Source organism: Crocosphaera sp. Alani8 (genome assembly GCF_038442745.1).
Taxonomy (GTDB): Bacteria; Cyanobacteriota; Cyanobacteriia; order Cyanobacteriales; family Microcystaceae; genus Crocosphaera.
The window spans coordinates 1-16,321 of the sequence record NZ_JARVCN010000013.1 but is presented as its reverse complement, the minus strand read 5'-3'; the positions used below and the strand labels follow the sequence as shown (position 1 = coordinate 16,321).

17 protein-coding genes are annotated in these 16,321 nt (G+C 36.4%); 12 read left to right on the top strand and 5 right to left on the bottom strand.

What is annotated here, in order from left to right; translation table 11 throughout:
* Positions 1-188: 188 nt before the first annotated feature.
* From P9B04_RS01135 to P9B04_RS01120, 4 genes are all read left to right on the top strand, one after another.
* A complete protein-coding gene (locus P9B04_RS01135) occupies positions 189-479 on the top strand; it encodes a nucleotidyltransferase family protein (RefSeq protein ID WP_342053160.1) in 291 nt (96 codons plus the stop codon).
* Positions 469-813 carry a HepT-like ribonuclease domain-containing protein gene (locus P9B04_RS01130; RefSeq protein ID WP_342053159.1) on the top strand — a complete coding sequence of 115 codons (345 nt, stop codon included), beginning with the start codon at positions 469-471 and terminating at the stop codon, positions 811-813. The genes P9B04_RS01135 and P9B04_RS01130 overlap by 11 nt, the downstream gene beginning before the upstream one ends.
* Before the next feature lie 70 nt (positions 814-883).
* On the top strand, positions 884-1,267 hold the full coding sequence (locus P9B04_RS01125) for a hypothetical protein (protein ID WP_342053158.1): 384 nt from the start codon (positions 884-886) through the stop codon (positions 1,265-1,267).
* A gap of 71 nt (positions 1,268-1,338) precedes the next feature.
* Positions 1,339-3,951, top strand: a complete 2,613-nt coding sequence (locus P9B04_RS01120; protein ID WP_342053157.1) for a hypothetical protein — start codon at positions 1,339-1,341, stop codon at positions 3,949-3,951.
* Between the two features lie 135 nt (positions 3,952-4,086).
* Here P9B04_RS01120 and rpmA read toward each other — a convergent pair whose 3' ends face one another.
* Both rpmA and rplU read right to left on the bottom strand, forming a co-directional pair.
* The gene (gene rpmA / locus P9B04_RS01115) at positions 4,087-4,350 is read right to left on the bottom strand and encodes a 50S ribosomal protein L27 (protein WP_342053156.1); all 264 of its coding nucleotides are present in this window, start codon (positions 4,348-4,350) and stop codon (positions 4,087-4,089) included.
* A 41-nt stretch (positions 4,351-4,391) separates the two neighbouring features.
* Entirely contained in the window at positions 4,392-4,778 is a 387-nt protein-coding gene (gene rplU / locus P9B04_RS01110; protein WP_342053155.1) for a 50S ribosomal protein L21, read from the bottom strand.
* Positions 4,779-5,012: 234 nt separating this feature from the next.
* Between rplU and P9B04_RS01105 the strand changes: the two genes are divergently transcribed.
* The 5 genes from P9B04_RS01105 to P9B04_RS01085 all read left to right on the top strand — a co-directional run bounded on the left by P9B04_RS01105 (position 5,013) and on the right by P9B04_RS01085 (position 10,485).
* On the top strand, positions 5,013-5,363 hold the full coding sequence (locus tag P9B04_RS01105) for a rhodanese-like domain-containing protein (RefSeq protein WP_342053154.1): 351 nt from the start codon (positions 5,013-5,015) through the stop codon (positions 5,361-5,363).
* Between the two features lie 66 nt (positions 5,364-5,429).
* Complete coding sequence (gene hrcA, locus P9B04_RS01100) at positions 5,430-6,521, top strand: heat-inducible transcriptional repressor HrcA (RefSeq protein WP_342053153.1); 1,092 nt, start codon at positions 5,430-5,432, stop codon at positions 6,519-6,521.
* A 111-nt stretch (positions 6,522-6,632) separates the two neighbouring features.
* Entirely contained in the window at positions 6,633-7,187 is a 555-nt protein-coding gene (locus P9B04_RS01095; protein WP_342053152.1) for a TRAP transporter small permease subunit, read from the top strand.
* Positions 7,171-8,517 (top strand): TRAP transporter large permease, encoded by a 1,347-nt coding sequence (locus P9B04_RS01090; RefSeq protein ID WP_342053151.1) that lies wholly within the window; start codon positions 7,171-7,173, stop codon positions 8,515-8,517. The genes P9B04_RS01095 and P9B04_RS01090 overlap by 17 nt, the downstream gene beginning before the upstream one ends.
* A 243-nt stretch (positions 8,518-8,760) precedes the next feature.
* A complete protein-coding gene (locus tag P9B04_RS01085; RefSeq protein ID WP_342053150.1) occupies positions 8,761-10,485 on the top strand; it encodes a BRCT domain-containing protein in 1,725 nt (574 codons plus the stop codon).
* Between the two features lie 63 nt (positions 10,486-10,548).
* Here P9B04_RS01085 and P9B04_RS01080 read toward each other — a convergent pair whose 3' ends face one another.
* The 3 genes from P9B04_RS01080 to recJ all read right to left on the bottom strand — a co-directional run bounded on the left by P9B04_RS01080 (position 10,549) and on the right by recJ (position 14,620).
* Positions 10,549-11,247, bottom strand: coding sequence for a Mo-dependent nitrogenase C-terminal domain-containing protein (locus tag P9B04_RS01080; protein WP_342053149.1), 699 nt, complete (start codon positions 11,245-11,247; stop codon positions 10,549-10,551).
* A gap of 173 nt (positions 11,248-11,420) precedes the next feature.
* Positions 11,421-11,996: a L,D-transpeptidase gene (locus P9B04_RS01075; protein ID WP_342053148.1), complete on the bottom strand. Its 576-nt coding sequence runs from the start codon at positions 11,994-11,996 to the stop codon at positions 11,421-11,423.
* A gap of 281 nt (positions 11,997-12,277) precedes the next feature.
* Positions 12,278-14,620 (bottom strand): single-stranded-DNA-specific exonuclease RecJ, encoded by a 2,343-nt coding sequence (gene recJ / locus P9B04_RS01070; protein WP_342053147.1) that lies wholly within the window; start codon positions 14,618-14,620, stop codon positions 12,278-12,280.
* Positions 14,621-14,739: 119 nt separating this feature from the next.
* Here recJ and P9B04_RS01065 point away from each other — a divergent pair, with 119 nt between their 5' ends.
* The 3 genes from P9B04_RS01065 to P9B04_RS01055 are packed head-to-tail and all read left to right on the top strand — an operon-like array spanning position 14,740 to position 16,270.
* Complete coding sequence (locus P9B04_RS01065) at positions 14,740-15,312, top strand: sigma-70 family RNA polymerase sigma factor (RefSeq protein ID WP_342053161.1); 573 nt, start codon at positions 14,740-14,742, stop codon at positions 15,310-15,312.
* On the top strand, positions 15,312-15,716 hold the full coding sequence (locus P9B04_RS01060) for a hypothetical protein (RefSeq protein WP_342053146.1): 405 nt from the start codon (positions 15,312-15,314) through the stop codon (positions 15,714-15,716). The genes P9B04_RS01065 and P9B04_RS01060 overlap by 1 nt, the downstream gene beginning before the upstream one ends.
* Before the next feature lie 41 nt (positions 15,717-15,757).
* Entirely contained in the window at positions 15,758-16,270 is a 513-nt protein-coding gene (locus P9B04_RS01055; RefSeq protein ID WP_342053145.1) for a Spy/CpxP family protein refolding chaperone, read from the top strand.
* Positions 16,271-16,321: the final 51 nt, after the last annotated feature.

Here is a 16,321-nt window from a genome sequence, read left to right as displayed (position 1 = left end):
TTGCATAAGGCTTTCATGCTTGTTCTTAATTCTCTCATGAATAATGCAGGTTAAACGTCATGGTTTATTGCGTAAAAATGACAGTTTGTTTAGTAGTGTGTTTGCAGAGTTTGTTAAAAATCAACGATAAAATAATTGTAGGGTGTATTAGCATAGCGTAATACACCGATAGTGGAATGGAAAAGAACATGAATAAAGAGGATTTAATTAATTTTTTAAAGCAACATTTAACGGTCATTAAAAGTTATGGAGTAACGTCATTAGCTTTATTTGGATCTTTTGCAAGAGATGAGGCAAAAAGTAGCAGTGATCTTGATTTATTAGTAGAGTTTGAAGGAGTAGTTAGCTTTGATAATTATATGGAGTTAAAGTTTTTTTTAGAGGATAGTTTAGGTTTATCAGTTGATTTAGTCAGTCGGAAAATGTTAAAACCTCAACTTCTTGAGTCAGTAGAAAAGGATGCTATTTATGTCTCGTAGTTTAAGGCTTTATTTTGATGATATATTAGTCAGTTGTAATAAAATATTGCGATATAGTCAAGGACTTGATTATAAAAGCTTTATGGAGGATGAATTAAGATTTGATGCTACTTTGAGGAACCTACAAATTATTGGGGAAGCGGTTAAACAAGTACCCCAAGAAATGAGAGCTAAGTATCCAAGGATTGAATGGCGTAAAATTCCTGGTTTAAGGGATATTTTAGCTCATGCTTATTTTAGTTTAGAAGATGAAATAATTTGGGACATAATACAAACAAAAATTATCCCCCTTAAGTCCGAAGTCGAAACCATCATTAATCAGGAGTTTGAATAATTTAAGTTAGAATAAGGTTAGGTTTACATACATTATTGTTCGCTCGGAATAACAATTAGATAAAATGATTATGACTGAAACAAAATTAACTCCGAAGGTTCCCACAAAAAGAATATTTCCTGAAAATCAATGGTCACAAGAAAAACTTGATCAGTGGAAAACGGAAATAGTAAAACATCGCCAGCGTTGCCAAGCAATTTTTAATCGTCTTCAACCTGAATTAATTAAGACTCACTATAATTGGTACATAGTAATAGAACCCGACAGTGGGAGCTATATCATTGATCAAGATGAAATGACGCTTCTTCAGAAGATACGCCAGACTTACCCTAATACTAAAACGTTTCTCTTTCAAATTAATGAAACAGGGGTTTCTGGTACTATATTTTCTCCCTGCTCCCCGCTCCCTGCTCCCATGCAATCTAAACTAGCAACTTTAATGACAACCTTATGAACCTTTTCCTGCGCGAAACTTGGGAGTTATTTTATTGGGCAATGTTTTGTCCTTCCAAGCTTCAGCAGCGAATGAATAAATGGTGTCCTGCTAAGGAGAAAGACGGCAAAAGACCAGATACCAACTCCTTGGATATTCTTCTATTTAGTTTTAACTTTAGTTTTGTTGCTCAATACTTTTTATTATTACTATTTCTAAGTCTTCCTTTAATTGTAAATATTGCTATCCAAGGTCAACAAATAGACTGGTTACAGATACCTATTATTTTACTAACAGGTTATGGTGCTAGTGTTTGGTTTTTATCCTATGGATTACCTGTTCCTTTAATCTGGTTAATGGTTTATCTCCAACAACCTGACTTTTGGTTAACAGGATTAAATGAAGCATTGGATATATTACCCCCCTTATCTCAAATAGCAGTTGGTCTGACCGCAGGGACAGTTCTTTTAATCATTACTAATGTTCTGACATTTTGGTTTCTACAAAACAACCGTCTTTCGTTATCACACACCATTTTTGTTATTGGTGGAACAGTCAGCTTTTTTGTGGGGAGTTGGTTGGCCAGTGAAAATTGGTTGTTTATTTTATCTGCTACTGGATATTCAGCCTTTGTTTTGTTTACATTCAAAAACCAACTTAAAACCGATGATGATGTGGTCGTCGTGGCGGTCGTCGTGGCGGGAGGAGTGGCGTTCTTCGTGGCGGGAGGAGTGGCGGGAGGAGTGGCGGGGGTGACTACTTTACCGTTGCCTTTATTCATGTTGACTTGCATCCTAGTGGCTTTTAACTTTGCAACAGAACAAAAAAAATGGCTAGGTATCATCACAGCAGGAATATTAACCTTGCTTAGCTTTGAAAATCTTGGCTTCAACTCCCTATTGACCATTCCCATCACATTAATTTTTTATTATCGACTCTTCCCAGACTATTTACTCTCAACCCCTATCAGCATCTTCCCATCACTTCCTTCACTTAAACGTTTTAGCCTCTTCAGGTTTAATGATAACCCCATACAAAGTTTAAAACTGCTACCTCCCCATACAACAGAGTTACTCTGGCTACCTTTACCCAACCACGATCGCATTTTAGCCTCCGCCTTCCGTAGCAATACTTCAAGAGCAATGGAAACCTTTAAACAAATGCAAGCGTTACCCTTACCTGGTTTCCAAAGCACCATTAAACAAGCCTTACCCCAAATTATTGCCGATCAATTAACCACCGTCAAAACCTTAGCTGAACTGGTATCTATTGCCAAACCAGAACATCCTTTATTACCGTTACTGGTTCCTACTTTTTATCAATCAGACAGCGAAGCAGAAAACACTCCTCAAACAGAAATTTCCCCCTATATTAAACCAGAACTTTCTATCATTTTCCCTCGCTTACAAGGGGTTGCCAGGGATATTGAAGCAGCTTTAGAAGCGAGTAATGGAGCCTTACGAGAACGGGGTTTAGAGCGTGTTTTAGATAGATTAGCAAGTTTATCCGCACAACTGCCAGCACTGGGACTTAAACCCCCTGAGATTAAGCGTTGGCAACCTGTGATTACCAGATGGCAGCGAGTCATTGAACTTGAACTAGAAGAACAGCAAAAACAGTCCCAAGGGGAACAACTCAACCCCTTTCAGTTTGGCAACCCTGTGCGTCTGAACCGTGATTACTTATTTAAAGGTCGTCGCAAGTTCGCTGAGGATATTGTACGCCGTATTTTAAATAGCGATCGCCCCACCCTCATTCTTTACGGTCCCCGTCGTTGTGGCAAAACCTCTTTTTTATATAATCTTCCCCGTCTCTTTCCTAGTGACGTATTGCCTGTTTTTCTCGATATGCAAAGCGCGGCTATTACCAACAGTGAAGCGGATTTTTGTCAGGGTTTAGTTCGTGCCATTTACAAAGATAGTAAGAGTCAAGGGGTTCTATTACCCACACCCCCCAAGCGTAACCAGTTTAAAGAGAGTCCTTATACTGTTTTAGAAGACTGGTTAGATGAAGCACTAGAGAAACTAGAAGATAGACAACTATTACTTAATTTAGATGAATTTGAGAAGATTGGTACAGCCATTAATGAAGGACAAATAAGCTTAAAATTGTTTGATGAATTGCGTCATCTCATTCAACATTACGATCAATTAGGGTTTCTTTTTTCTGGTGTGAAAACCCTCGATGAAATTGGACCGAACTGGAGTAGTTATTTTATCAGTGTGGTTCCCATTGAAATGCTTTATCTTGAACCAGAAGAAGCAAGAGAATTACTGTTAGATCCCGATCCAGAATTTACCTTGCGTTACGATGAGGGTATTGTGGAAGAAGTGTTGCAACTGACCCATTGTCAACCCTATTTATTGCAACTTTTGGGTGCTGCAATGGTAACTCAAGCAAATCTTCATCACACTGATAAGATTACCCCAGAACTATTAAAAGCTGCGATTAAAGACGGTTTTATTAACGGGGAACCCTACTTTACCAATGTTTGGACAGAGTTTACCGGTGAGTCGGAAGAGGAGATTTTAGCAGGACAAAATCTACTGTTGAACTTAGCTAAAGGACAACAACCCAATACAGATAGAGATGAGATTACAGAAAAAGCTTTACAGTATATGTTACGACATCACATCATTGAGCAGATAGACAGTCAATATGATTTTGAAATTCCCTTAGTTAAAATGTGGGTGAAACGGAGTTAGGAGTTAGGAGTCAGGAGTCAGAAGGCAGGAGTCAGGAGTCAGGAGTCAGGAGTATTAGATATCAGTTAAACGTAGATAGGGGTCAACGGTCGTTGACCCCTACGGGAATTGATACAATACTTGAGGAAATTAGTATTATTCAGCAGCGACAGGATAGACGCTAACCTTTCTACGACTTTTGGTTTTATACTCAAAAGTAACAATCCCATCGATCAAAGCGAAGAGGGTATCATCATTACCCCGTCCCACGTTATTACCGGGGTGAACTCTGGTTCCCCGTTGACGAACGAGAATGTTACCAGCCCTAACCACTTGTCCACCGTAGCGTTTAACCCCGAGTCGTTGGGCGCGAGAGTCCCGTCCGTTTCTGGTACTTCCTGTTCCTTTCTTGTGAGCCATAATTGGTTATCTTCCTTGTAATAATTAAGTCTATTGTAGAATTATTCTCCCTCTGTGGTATCGGAGGGAGTTTCTGGAGTGGTGTCTGAGGGTGTATCTGCAATAACAGCGCCATTAACACTAATAGAATTAATCATTAAACGACTTAATTCTTGACGGTGACCCCGTTTTTTACGGGTTTTCTTTTTAGGACGCATTTTATAAACGATCACTTTCCTTCCCCGTCGATTTTCCATCACCGTTCCTTCTACGGTAGCTCCCTCAATAAAAGGTTGTCCAATGGTGATTTCATCGTCATTGTTAATCAATAATACTTTATCGATAACGTAAGATCCGTCCTCATTGGCAGTGAGACGATTAAGATCGTAAAAACGGCCAGGTTCAACCCGAAGTTGGGTTCCCCCGGCCTCAATGATTGCATAAGTCATAATTTTGTCTTTGTTTTTGTTGCCGTACAGGTAGCGCAAAGCTAAACTTAAATGATGATTGCTCTGTGCTTTTTAGTGATGCCATAACCTGATCCGAGCATCGAATCAGACACACAAACACCAATTATAAAATGTTTTAATTATTTATGTCAAATTAGGAGTTTCTACTCTGCAGTAGTACCCCCATAAATTTGTTAATGTTTACGTAGATACATTCAACTGTTAATTATCCCCATGACTCAATCTCCCTCTATTCCTGTTATCAGCGTTGAGGAACTCGCCATACGGTTAGCCCAAGACCCCGATGAGTTACAATTAATCGATGTTAGGGAACCAGAAGAAGTTGCGATCGCTCGTATCGGCGGCTTTGAAATACTATCATTAAGTCAGTTTCAACAATGGTCTTCAGAAATTACTCAGCGTTTTGATCCCCACAAAGAAACCCTCGTTTTATGTCATCATGGAATGAGATCAGCCCAGATGTGTCTTTGGCTACTTAACAACGGTTTCACCAATGTTAAAAACATAACAGGAGGTATTGCAGCCTACTCTGCGAAAGTTGATGAAACGATTCCTCAATATTAATGGCACAAAACTGCTTTAATATTAACAACTGTTTTATTAAGTCTTAGATTGACTACGCCAATCATTATGAGAGTTACCACTTTATTAAATCAACGTCATCAAGACATTTTAAGGGCTACGGTACAACATTATATTGCGACAGCTGAACCGGTTGGCTCAAAAACTTTAATAACTGAATACGATTTTAGTGTAAGTTCTGCCACCATCCGCAACACTTTAGGTAAACTGGAAAAGGCGGGTTTTTTATATCAACCCCACATTTCAGCCGGTCGCATTCCTTCTGATTTTGGCTATCGAATTTATGTCGATAATCTAATGACACCTAACGCCAAAAGTGCTAAGAAAATAAAACAGAATTTAACTCAAAAACTCAACCAAAAAACTTACAATTTTGAAGCGGCATTACAACGGGCAATTCAAATCCTAGCCAATTTAAGTGGTTACATTGCTCTAATTACTTTACCGCAAACTTCTCCTAATCAGCTTCGTCACCTGCAACTAATACCTATCTCAGCGAAGCAAGCTATGTTGTTAGTTGTTACCGATAGCCTGCAAACTCAATCAATAGTGGTGGATATTCCCCTTAGTTTAGTCAGAGATAACGAAGAAGATCGGGATTGGTTAGAAGAGGAATTAAATATTTTATCAAATTTTTTAAACAGTCAGTTGAAAGGGAAATCTTTATTAGAACTAAATAACTTAGATTGGCAAAAAATAGATCAAGATTTTATTAGTTACACAGATTTTTTGAAAAGCTTACTCAAGCAACTACAAACCTATCTAAAGACATCAATTTCTAATCAAGTGATGATTCATGGTGTCTCAGAAGTTTTGAGACAACCCGAATTTTCCCAGTTAGAACAAGTTCAAATGTTGCTACACTTACTGGAAGAAGAACAAGATAAACTCTTACCTTTGATTTTAGATATACCTGAATCTGAGTTATCAAACGGACGAGTTACCCTTAAAATTGGGACAGAAAATCATCTGGAATCTATGCATTCTTGTAGTCTAGTTTCTGCTACTTACTGTCAAGGAGATACTGCTGTAGGAAGTGTGGGATTAATAGGACCAACTCGAATGTTATACGAAAATACAATCCCTTTAGTAGAATCAACGGCAGAATATTTATCGGAAGCTTTGGTTAGCATTGCTTAGGTAGGGCTAACACAAAATTATTATTAAAAAACTTAAAATTATATAAACTTTCTACCCTTAACCTCATATTGTTATACTAAAATACTTATGAGTTGAAATCGAGGCTAAACGTTGCAAAAACTACTAAGTATTGCCAAAATTATCGACACAATCAATGAATGGATAGGAAAGTTAACTTATTGGTTAGTTCTTTTGATGATTTTTGTCGGGGTATGGAATGTAATCGGACGATATTTAGGGAGGTTTATTGGACAAAATCTCACCTCCAATGGGTTAATTGAAATACAGTGGTACTTGTTTGATATTGTTTTTCTTTTGGGAGCAGCTTATACTCTTAAGCACGATGAACACGTTAGAGTTGATCTTCTCTATAAAGATTGGTCACCAAAACGAAAAGCTTTAGCTAATTTTATTGGAGTTTTTATATTTTTAATTCCCTTTTGTTTAATGATAATTTATTACTCTTGGGGTAATGTGGTTAATTCTTGGAAAATTTGGGAAATGTCTTCTGATCCTGGGGGACTTCCTAGATATCCAATTAAGTCGATGATTATTGTTAGTTATATTTTACTTATTTTTCAAGGTATGGCCGAAGCAATTAAAAACTGGGCTATTTTTACCGATCAATCCACATCTGAGGAGATAAATAATGATAATAGGGTATGATTGGTTGGGTCCTTTAATGTTTCTCGGAGCATTAATTTTACTTTCTTTTGGTTACCCCGTGGCATTTTCTTTGGGTGGGGTTTCGATTATTTTTGCGGTTATTGGAATCATTTTAGGGGCATTTGACCCCGTTTTTTTGAGTGCATTACCTAGTCGAATTTTTGGCATTATGGCTAATTATACCCTCTTAGCCATTCCCTATTTTATATTTTTGGGAGCGATGTTGGAAAAGACAGGTATTGCTGAAAAATTGCTGTTAACAATAGGAATTTTATTCGGTAGATTACGAGGTGGACTTGCTTTAGCAGTGGTTATTGTCGGTGCTTTATTAGCCGCAACTACAGGAGTTGTAGCAGCAACTGTAGTTGCAATGGGCTTGATTTCTCTACCTATTATGTTACGTTATGGCTATAACAAAGAATTGGCAGCGGGTGCGATCGTTGCATCAGGAACTTTGGGACAATTAATTCCTCCTAGTATTGTTTTAGTGGTATTAGCAGATCAATTAGGAATTCCTGTGGGAAATTTATTTATTGGCTCAATTATTCCCGGATTAATGATGGCTAGTGCCTTCGCAATTCATGTTATTATTACTTCTTTAATCCGTCCCGATGTTGCGCCACCTTTACCCCCAGAAGAAAGAAATATTAGTAAAAGAACCTTAGTAAAAAATGTCTGTCAAGCGATGCTTCCTCCTTTATCGTTAATTTTATTGGTGTTAGGAAGTATCTTTTTTGGTGTGGCTACCCCCACAGAAGCTGGTGCAGTAGGTGCGTTAGGAACTATGATTTTAGCTGCTTTTAATAAGCAGTTGAGTTGGGTTACTTTAAAACAATCTTGTGACGCAACTTTAAGGATTAGCACAATGGTCATTTTTATCCTTTTTGGATCAACTGCTTTTAGTTTAGTTTTTCGAGGAGTTGATGGGGATAGTTTTATGTTGGAAATTTTAACGAATTTGCCGGGAGGAAAATATGGATTTTTGGCTGTAAGTATGTTCACAGTGTTTATTTTAGGCTTTTTTATCGACTTTTTTGAAATTGCTTTTATTGTAATTCCTATTTTTAAACCTGTTGCGGAAACACTTGGTATTGATTTAATGTGGTATGGGGTGATTTTAGCTGCTAATTTACAAACTTCTTTTCTAACTCCTCCCTTTGGTTTTGCTCTATTCTATCTTAGAGGAGTGGCACCACCGGAACTAAAAACAGAAGACATTTATAGAGGTGCCATTCCTTTTATTTTGCTACAACTTTTAGTCTTAATGTTAATCATTATTTTTCCTTCCCTTGTTAGTTTCTTACCTTCCTTAAGCGCAGCCAGAGGTTAAAAGTATCTCAGTCTAATATTAGAAAAAGATTGCTTAGTGATTAACAAATATTTGACAAATCTCCTGGAATATGGATGGAGTTAACAGTACGTTAAGATTTGTGAGCATTGAAAAGATTTCTCACAAAAGGCGATCGCATCCTGATATATATAGAAATATGGGACGGTCTTGATTGCAACTAGGACGCTACACCTTCGACACTGGTACTAGTTAGTTGCTGTTTGTTTAGTAGGAGACATATATATGATTAACCCATTGGTTTATGAAATTGGTGCATTGACGTTTGTGTTAGGTGCTTTTGGGATCGCCTATTGGCAACTTCGTAACAATTATTCAAAACGAGAAACAACTTTATTAGAACAACAAAAACAGTTAGATCAAGAGAAAGAAAGTTTGGAAAAACAATTGCACAATCTTGAGCAAACTAATCAAGAGTTGACCCAAAAGAATGATTATTTACAAAAGGATTATGTTTATATAAAGCAACAAGTGACAGCATTCGAGAATGATGTTATTAAACTACACGAAGAGAAGAGTAATTTATCACATATGGTTAGACAGGAACAAGATAAAGTTACAGCAAGTCAGCAAAAAAATCAATCTTTAGAGCAGCAAAAACTGCAATTAGAAGAGACTTACAAAAAAGATTTATCTAATCTTGAGCAACAACTGGGAAACCTTAGAGAAGAGCGAAATAAGATTAATAGTAATCTGCAAGAAGCGACTCAAAAAAAAGATTCTTTAAACCAAGAATTAAAAACAGTAATCGCTAAGAGGGAAAGTTTAGAAAATAGTTTAACTCAGCAACAGGAAACCGTTGTATCTTTAGAAAAACAACTAGAAAGTTTATCTCAAGAGAAAAAGGAGCTAGAAAAAGACTTGCAACAGCAAGTAAATAGTATTAGAGAGGAAAAACAATCCTTAGAACATAACTTAACTCAGCAACAGGAAATAGTTGTAGCTTTAGAAAAACAACTAGAAAGTTTATCTCAAGAGAAAAAGGAGCTAGAAAAAGACTTGCAACAGCAAGTAAATAGTATTAGAGAGGAAAAACAATCCTTAGAACATAACTTAACTCAGCAACAGGAAATAGTTGTAGCTTTAGAAAAACAACTAGAAAGTTTATCTCAAGAGAAAAAGGAGCTAGAAAAAGACTTGCAACAGCAAGTAAATAGTATTAGAGAGGAAAAACAATCTTTAGAAAATAGTTTAACTCAGCAACAGGAAACCGTCGTAGCTTTAGAAAAACAACTAGAGAGTTTATCTCAAGAGAAAAATGAGCTAGAAAAAGACTTGCAACAGCAAGTAAATAGTATTAGAGAGGAAAAACAATCTTTAGAAAATAGTTTAACTCAGCAACAGGAAACTATTGCATCTTTAGAGAAACAGCTAAAAGCTCTAGAGGAAGACAATAATAGCTTAAAGAAAGAACGAGAAGAGAGTAAAAAAATAGCCGAAGAGAGAGAAAAACTGGAAAAAAAAATTAAAAAGCAAGAAGAAATAATTACTGAATTGGAAAATAAATTAGCTTCTATAAAGCAGGAAAAAGAAACATTAGATACTCCGCCAAAACAGGAAGATGAAAAGTTAATTGTAGAAGAGAATAAGGAAGGCATTTCAGGTGTCGAACAAGATATTAAAGAAGTGGAAGAAAAATCTACGAAAGAAGAGAAAAAAAAAGAAAAAGAAATAAAAGAAAAAATAAAAAATGAAGTTATTTTAGAAGCCAAGAAACTAGCCGTTATTGGCAGTCTAAATAGTATGAACCGAGAAAAAGCTAAATCTTTGGTTCAACGAGTAGGAGGAACTTTAACCAGTTCGCCAAGTTCTAAAACTGATTACGTTATTGTTGGGAAAAACCCTGGAGATAAATTGAAAAAAACTCAGAAATTAGGTATTGCTCAACTATCAGAAACCCAGTTTTTAGAAGCATTAACCGCCGCAGGGATAACGGAAATTAATAACTAATAATCATAATAACCCATAGGATAAATGCACCTATGGGTTACCTATTCATATAGAAAATTAAATCTAGATAAACTCAGAAATATCTTCGTGACATTCATCAGCTAAATAAGATAATGCCCTGAATCTTAACCCTACTAACTGTTCATACAAAGGGTTAAGCTTACACAAAGGAGGAATATGAACAACTTTGTGACCAAACAGCTTAATGTCCCGTTCAAAGGGACACTGAGGTGGAACCATCTTACAAATAAATCGAGCTACACTAGGATCGTGAATATCCATGCCATCCAACCAATCTTTGAGGGGATGCAATAAGTCAGCTTGAGGTTGAGGAGGACTCACCAAAGGGGCTGCATTACCCGTTACTTGGGCTTGAGGCTCTTCTCCGTTGGGTTTACAGAGAGTATGTTCCAAAGAATTCAATGCCTCTATTTTTAACCCTAAAGCCTCGCTATACTGATGCAAAAGTTCCGCTTCTGGTGTAGAGTATATCCCATCGGCGATCGCAACTAATACAGCAGTTCTTAAGAAGTTCTCCCCAGTTTTGACATCATCACCCAAAGCGTTTGCTAACTCTTCTGGTTCGATAGACTGGTAGGAAAGGGTTTGTTGATCATCGACAGACAAATCCTTAGTTAAATCTGCGATCAACTTCTGTTCTTGGAGATCATAGTCACCATCACACCAAGCGATAGTTAGTAAACCTCTCAACCAAGCTGAAATCTGCTCTTTTGTATACGGGGATTGCGCTACACTTGCCATAAGAATTTTATAATCAAATTTTTAGGTTAGTCACGGGGAACAGAGAAATTTTTGAAACACAAAAAGCAAAGACTAATTCTCGCTATTTATATTCATGTCTTTTGCTTTTGCTACCAAAAATATTACCTTCCCTTTCTTCAGTTTAACTTTTTCTTTGACTAACCTAATGTAGTTTATTGAACAATAACGGGGATTCCTGTTTGCACTAATTCGTACAATGCTTTAACGTCTCGGTTCCGCATTCTAACGCAACCATGAGAAACTGCTTGTCCCATAACGTGTTCTCCAGGAGTCCCATGAAAACCGATATATTTACCGTTTTCTCTCGAAAAACCAATCCAACGTTCTCCTAAAGGACTATTAGGACCGGCTGCGCTAACTCGACCATTCCAAGGGTTTTTCCATTGGGGGTTTTCTACCATTTGAATTACGGAAAAGTTACCCTTGGGTGTTTCCCATCCTCGTCTACCAATAGCAACTTGATAGTTAGCAAGAACTGTATCGTCTTGATAAGCATAAACCCGACGTTCTTTTAGGTTGAGAACTAGATGTGTGGCCTGAGTTTTTTCTGTTTCTGGGGGTGTAGAAATAGCTGTTTCTTGTTCTGTCGAAGTAGTGGGAAGTTCTGTTGCAGAAGTCTCGGAGGTTGTTCCCTCAGAAGCGATCGCTTGTTTGTTAATTCCTCCGATGGGTAATAAGAAACTTCCACTAATAAGAGTGAGTGTGAGTAAGGAAAGAGTGAATTTCATGGTTGTCAGTTTGAGAAAAAATGACGGATGTTTAAGTAAAAAAAAGAAGAGTAAGATAAGTTATCTGTATTCTAGAAGTGCTTTAAAAGACGGTTGCTTAAAATTAGCACTCTCTTAAGAGTTTTTTTTTCTCTATTTTTCTTAAAATTTAAACATAATTAGTTTACCTAATTTAAAACTTATTTACATAACTTAAAATTGTTTTTTTATTTACAACACTCATATAGCAATCAGGAATGATTGGTGAGATATCTTTTTTCCCAGTTACCAATTATCAGTTATCAGTTAATATTTTCATACACTAATAATTTTTGTAAGGTTTCTAACGGAATTTGAGTAAAGTATTTTCTTTTAAAATTTTCTTCCTTGAGAACATCTAGTAAATTTTTTTGTGAGGAAAGATAATCTTGAAATTGGTCGGTTACTTTTTTTATTTCGATAGTTTGTTGATCTTCATTAATTAAAAACCCAACTTTTCTTAAAAAATCTAATGCTAAACCAAAACTGCGATCGCTTAATAATAATCTTTCTTTTAATTGTTCTTTTGTAATAACTTTTGCAGTGCGATCAATATATTTAGCAATACCGATCAATTCTTTGACAGTGCGAGATGGATTAAATTGCTCATCGTATGAATAATTCAAGGCTAATTTTTGCTGATTATTGACACTTTTTTGATAAATTTTGTGTAATTCATCCCAACTCACGGGACAACTATTTAATACTTCAGTTTCTGAGTCTAATTGGTTCGTTTCATCTTTGTTTCTATGGTCTATTAAATTAATATTATTTTTTACCATAGATCGATTATTTTCAGTAGTTAAACTTTCTCTAACTTCGATTAAACGAACTTCGTAGCTACCTTTTCCGTAGGTATTATAATCTAATTCAACAATAGCATCGCATAAATTTTCTTCACCTTGGGGTAATTCTTCTTGGTAATGTTCCCACCAAATACCAGGAAAACCTTCATTAACCGAGCGATCATAAATATTAAACTTGGTCTTTATGTACTTTACTTTATTGTTTTTAGCATCTTTAATATTTCTATTTCCTAAACTTTCAAACCAACAATTTTGAATCAATAATTTTGGTACTGGGTTTCCCATCCCGTAGGGTTCTAATAGTTTTAACTCCCTAAACAAAGATTGACCTAGTTGAGAAACAGTTACGACTAGATCTACTGAGACTGTAGAATTTAAGGTATTAATACTAACAATCTCTTTTCTAAGTTCTCGATTGATACTTTCTTTAAATAAAGATAAATTTTCAACAGGAATACTTAACCCTGCTGCAAAAGGATGTCCACCAAATCGATGTAATAAATCTTGTTGAGAAGCGACTAACTTATATAGATCTATATTATGAACAGAACGAGCCGAACCTCTAGCTAGTTTAACATCATTATCGCTCATTTTTTCCGTTTCAGCAGTGGTTAATAAAATAGTAGGACGACCGTATTTTTGAGCAATTTGCCCGGCAACTAACCCTAATACACCACTTTGCCATTGAGGATCTTCTAAAACAATAACTTGTGTCGTTGACAGGTCTAAAGTTTTTAGTTTTTTCTCTACATTCTTTTGAATTTCCTGTTGTAAAGACTTACGGCGAGTATTGGCTAATTCTGTATTAAAAGCCAGTTTTTGACAGTGTTTATCGTCTTTACTAGTTAACAATTCTACAGCGAAATGAGCATCCCCTTGAATACGACTAATAGCATTAATTCTAGGGCCAATACCGAAGGAAATATCTGTTGGGCGATCGCCACTTCTTTTGCATAGTTTTAGTAAATGAGCAACCCCTGGACGGGTAGTATTAGTTAACTGTTGTTGTAGCTTTTTTAGTCCTTGTTGTGCTAAGTAACGACAATCCCCTTTTAATTCTACTAAATCAGCAATTAAACCAATAGCTACCAAATCTAATAAATTTTCTAAGGGACTTTTAGGTATTTCTGGAAAAGTCAGATATAAAGCTTCAACTAACTTATAAGCTACTGCAACACCGGATAAAGAAAATAAAGGATGATCATCGGAAAAATAGCGAGGATTAATAATAGAAATCACATTTGGTCGTTCCTCGGGTAAGGTATGATGGTCTGTAACAATAACGTCTACTCCTAAAGAATTAGCATAATTAATCTCTTCTAAATTAGTACTTCCAGTATCACAGGTGACGATCAATTTTGTTCCTTCTGTGGCAAGTTTTTGAATTCCTGGTATATTTAAACCGTGGGACTCTGTAGAACGATTTGGAATGTAATAATTAAGTTGTATATCAGGTATAAAAAATTGTCCGAGTCCTTCCCATAAAACACTGCTTGCTGTAATTCCATCTGCATCAAAATCTCCCCAAATGGTTACTTTTTCTTGATTTTTTATAGCTCCTTCCAGGCGTTTTATAGCTAATTTCATTTCGTAACCGAATTCAAAAGGACTCAAAGGTTGATAATTATTAGCATCTAAAAACCCTTGTAATTCTTCCGAAGACTGAATTCCCCTTTGCCATAATAATTGAGCAGCATAGGTTCCTTGAGAACTCTGACAATATCTATTAACAGTATCAACAAACCAAGGAGGTAAAAAAGCAATTGGTGAAACCTGCCACCGATTTTGATTAGTATCCATTAAGAGCAAAAATTAATACTATTTTCACCAGCATAACAACTATTCTAGCATTAAAATTTTCTTTGAACCTTTTGATAATCCTTCCAGTCTAAAGGGGTGAATTCAATGATAGAGTGGGCATAACCGTGTTAGCAGACAACCCTGCCAATGCAACAGAAAAGAACTTAGTGCTTCGGTGTCAAAAAGGAGATACTGTCTCCTTCAAAGAACTGTACCGACGCTATCAACAAAGGGTAAGAGCGACTCTCTATCAACTGTGTGGGAGTGAGATGCTTGACGACTTAGTACAAGACGTGTTTCTCAGAGTATGGAAAGGGTTACCCAAACTAAAAGAACCCTCTTATTTTTCCACATGGTTGTATCGTATTGCTTGGAATGTTGCCACAGATAAACGGCGAAAATTTGCCCAAAATTTATCTTTAAACGATGATGGTACGATTTTAAATATTATGCCATCTCGTCCCGAAGATACACCCGACTTAATGCGACTTCATTATCAAGATTTGATCCAACAAGGATTACAAAATTTAAGTTTAGAACATCGTGTTGTTTTAGTTTTACACGACTTAGAGGATGTTCCCCAAAAAGAAGTTGCTAGTATCCTACAATTACCCGTTGGTACCGTCAAATCTCGTCTATTTTATGCTCGAAATCAAATGCGTGAGTTTTTAAGAAAACAGGGAGCTTTATAATGTCTCAATTCCCAAAAGATGATCGAGAATTAATCTCCTTTCTGCAAAAATATCGTCCCTTGCCTCCTCCAGCAGACTCCACCTTGGAAACGCAAATTTGTATGAGAGTTTCCCATGAGTCTCAACATCGTACAAGACGCAAATCAAGATGGATAATTCCTAGTATTATTACAACGAGTTTGTTAACAATTTGGGGAGTTTATGATCTTACCAGACCCTCCGAATACGAGCAATTTGTCAATCAATCGCAAACTGTGGAAACAGCAGAAATAGAAGATTTTATGCTCAAAACCTGGGAAGAAACTATGAATACATCTCCCTGGGAAAACCATAATCAATCTGTTTATTATCAATGGATTTCTGTTGATAATGTTGGTCATCAATACTTAATTTCTCAACCTTAAATTTCTAACCTATAGTCTATTAACTACCCACAAGAGTAACTATGATTTCTAGAGAATTTGCTTTAATCGTAACTGTTTTAACCCTTGGTGTCGGGGGAACTATGGCACTAGCTAATTCTGATAGTGAACCTTCTTCATCTATTTTACTTTCTGAAACAAAAATTTTAGCAGAAGAAGGAGAGAGTAAACCAGGAAGAAGAGGAAGAGATGCGCAATTTCAACAAGTATTAAATCTAAGTGATGCACAAATGCAACAACTCGGTGCAGTTCGCCAAAAATATCGTCCTCAAATGCAAAGACTCAGGGAACAGATGCAGGTGAAAGCTCAAGAATTGAATCAAATGATGCAGGGAAACGTATCAGAAAATGAATTAAGACGTAAGCATAACGAAATCGTCAGTGTTCGTCAACAAATGGGGAACCTTCGTTTTGAAAGTATGTTAGAAATGCGAAACGTATTAACAACAGAACAACGTCAAAAACTTGCTCAATTACTACAGCAACGTCGTCAAAGAAGAAACAGAAACCGCCCCAATTCGGAGATGATACCTTAAACTCACATCTTGCACCAAGAAAAGTTGATATGAGAAGCGATGGCTAAAACC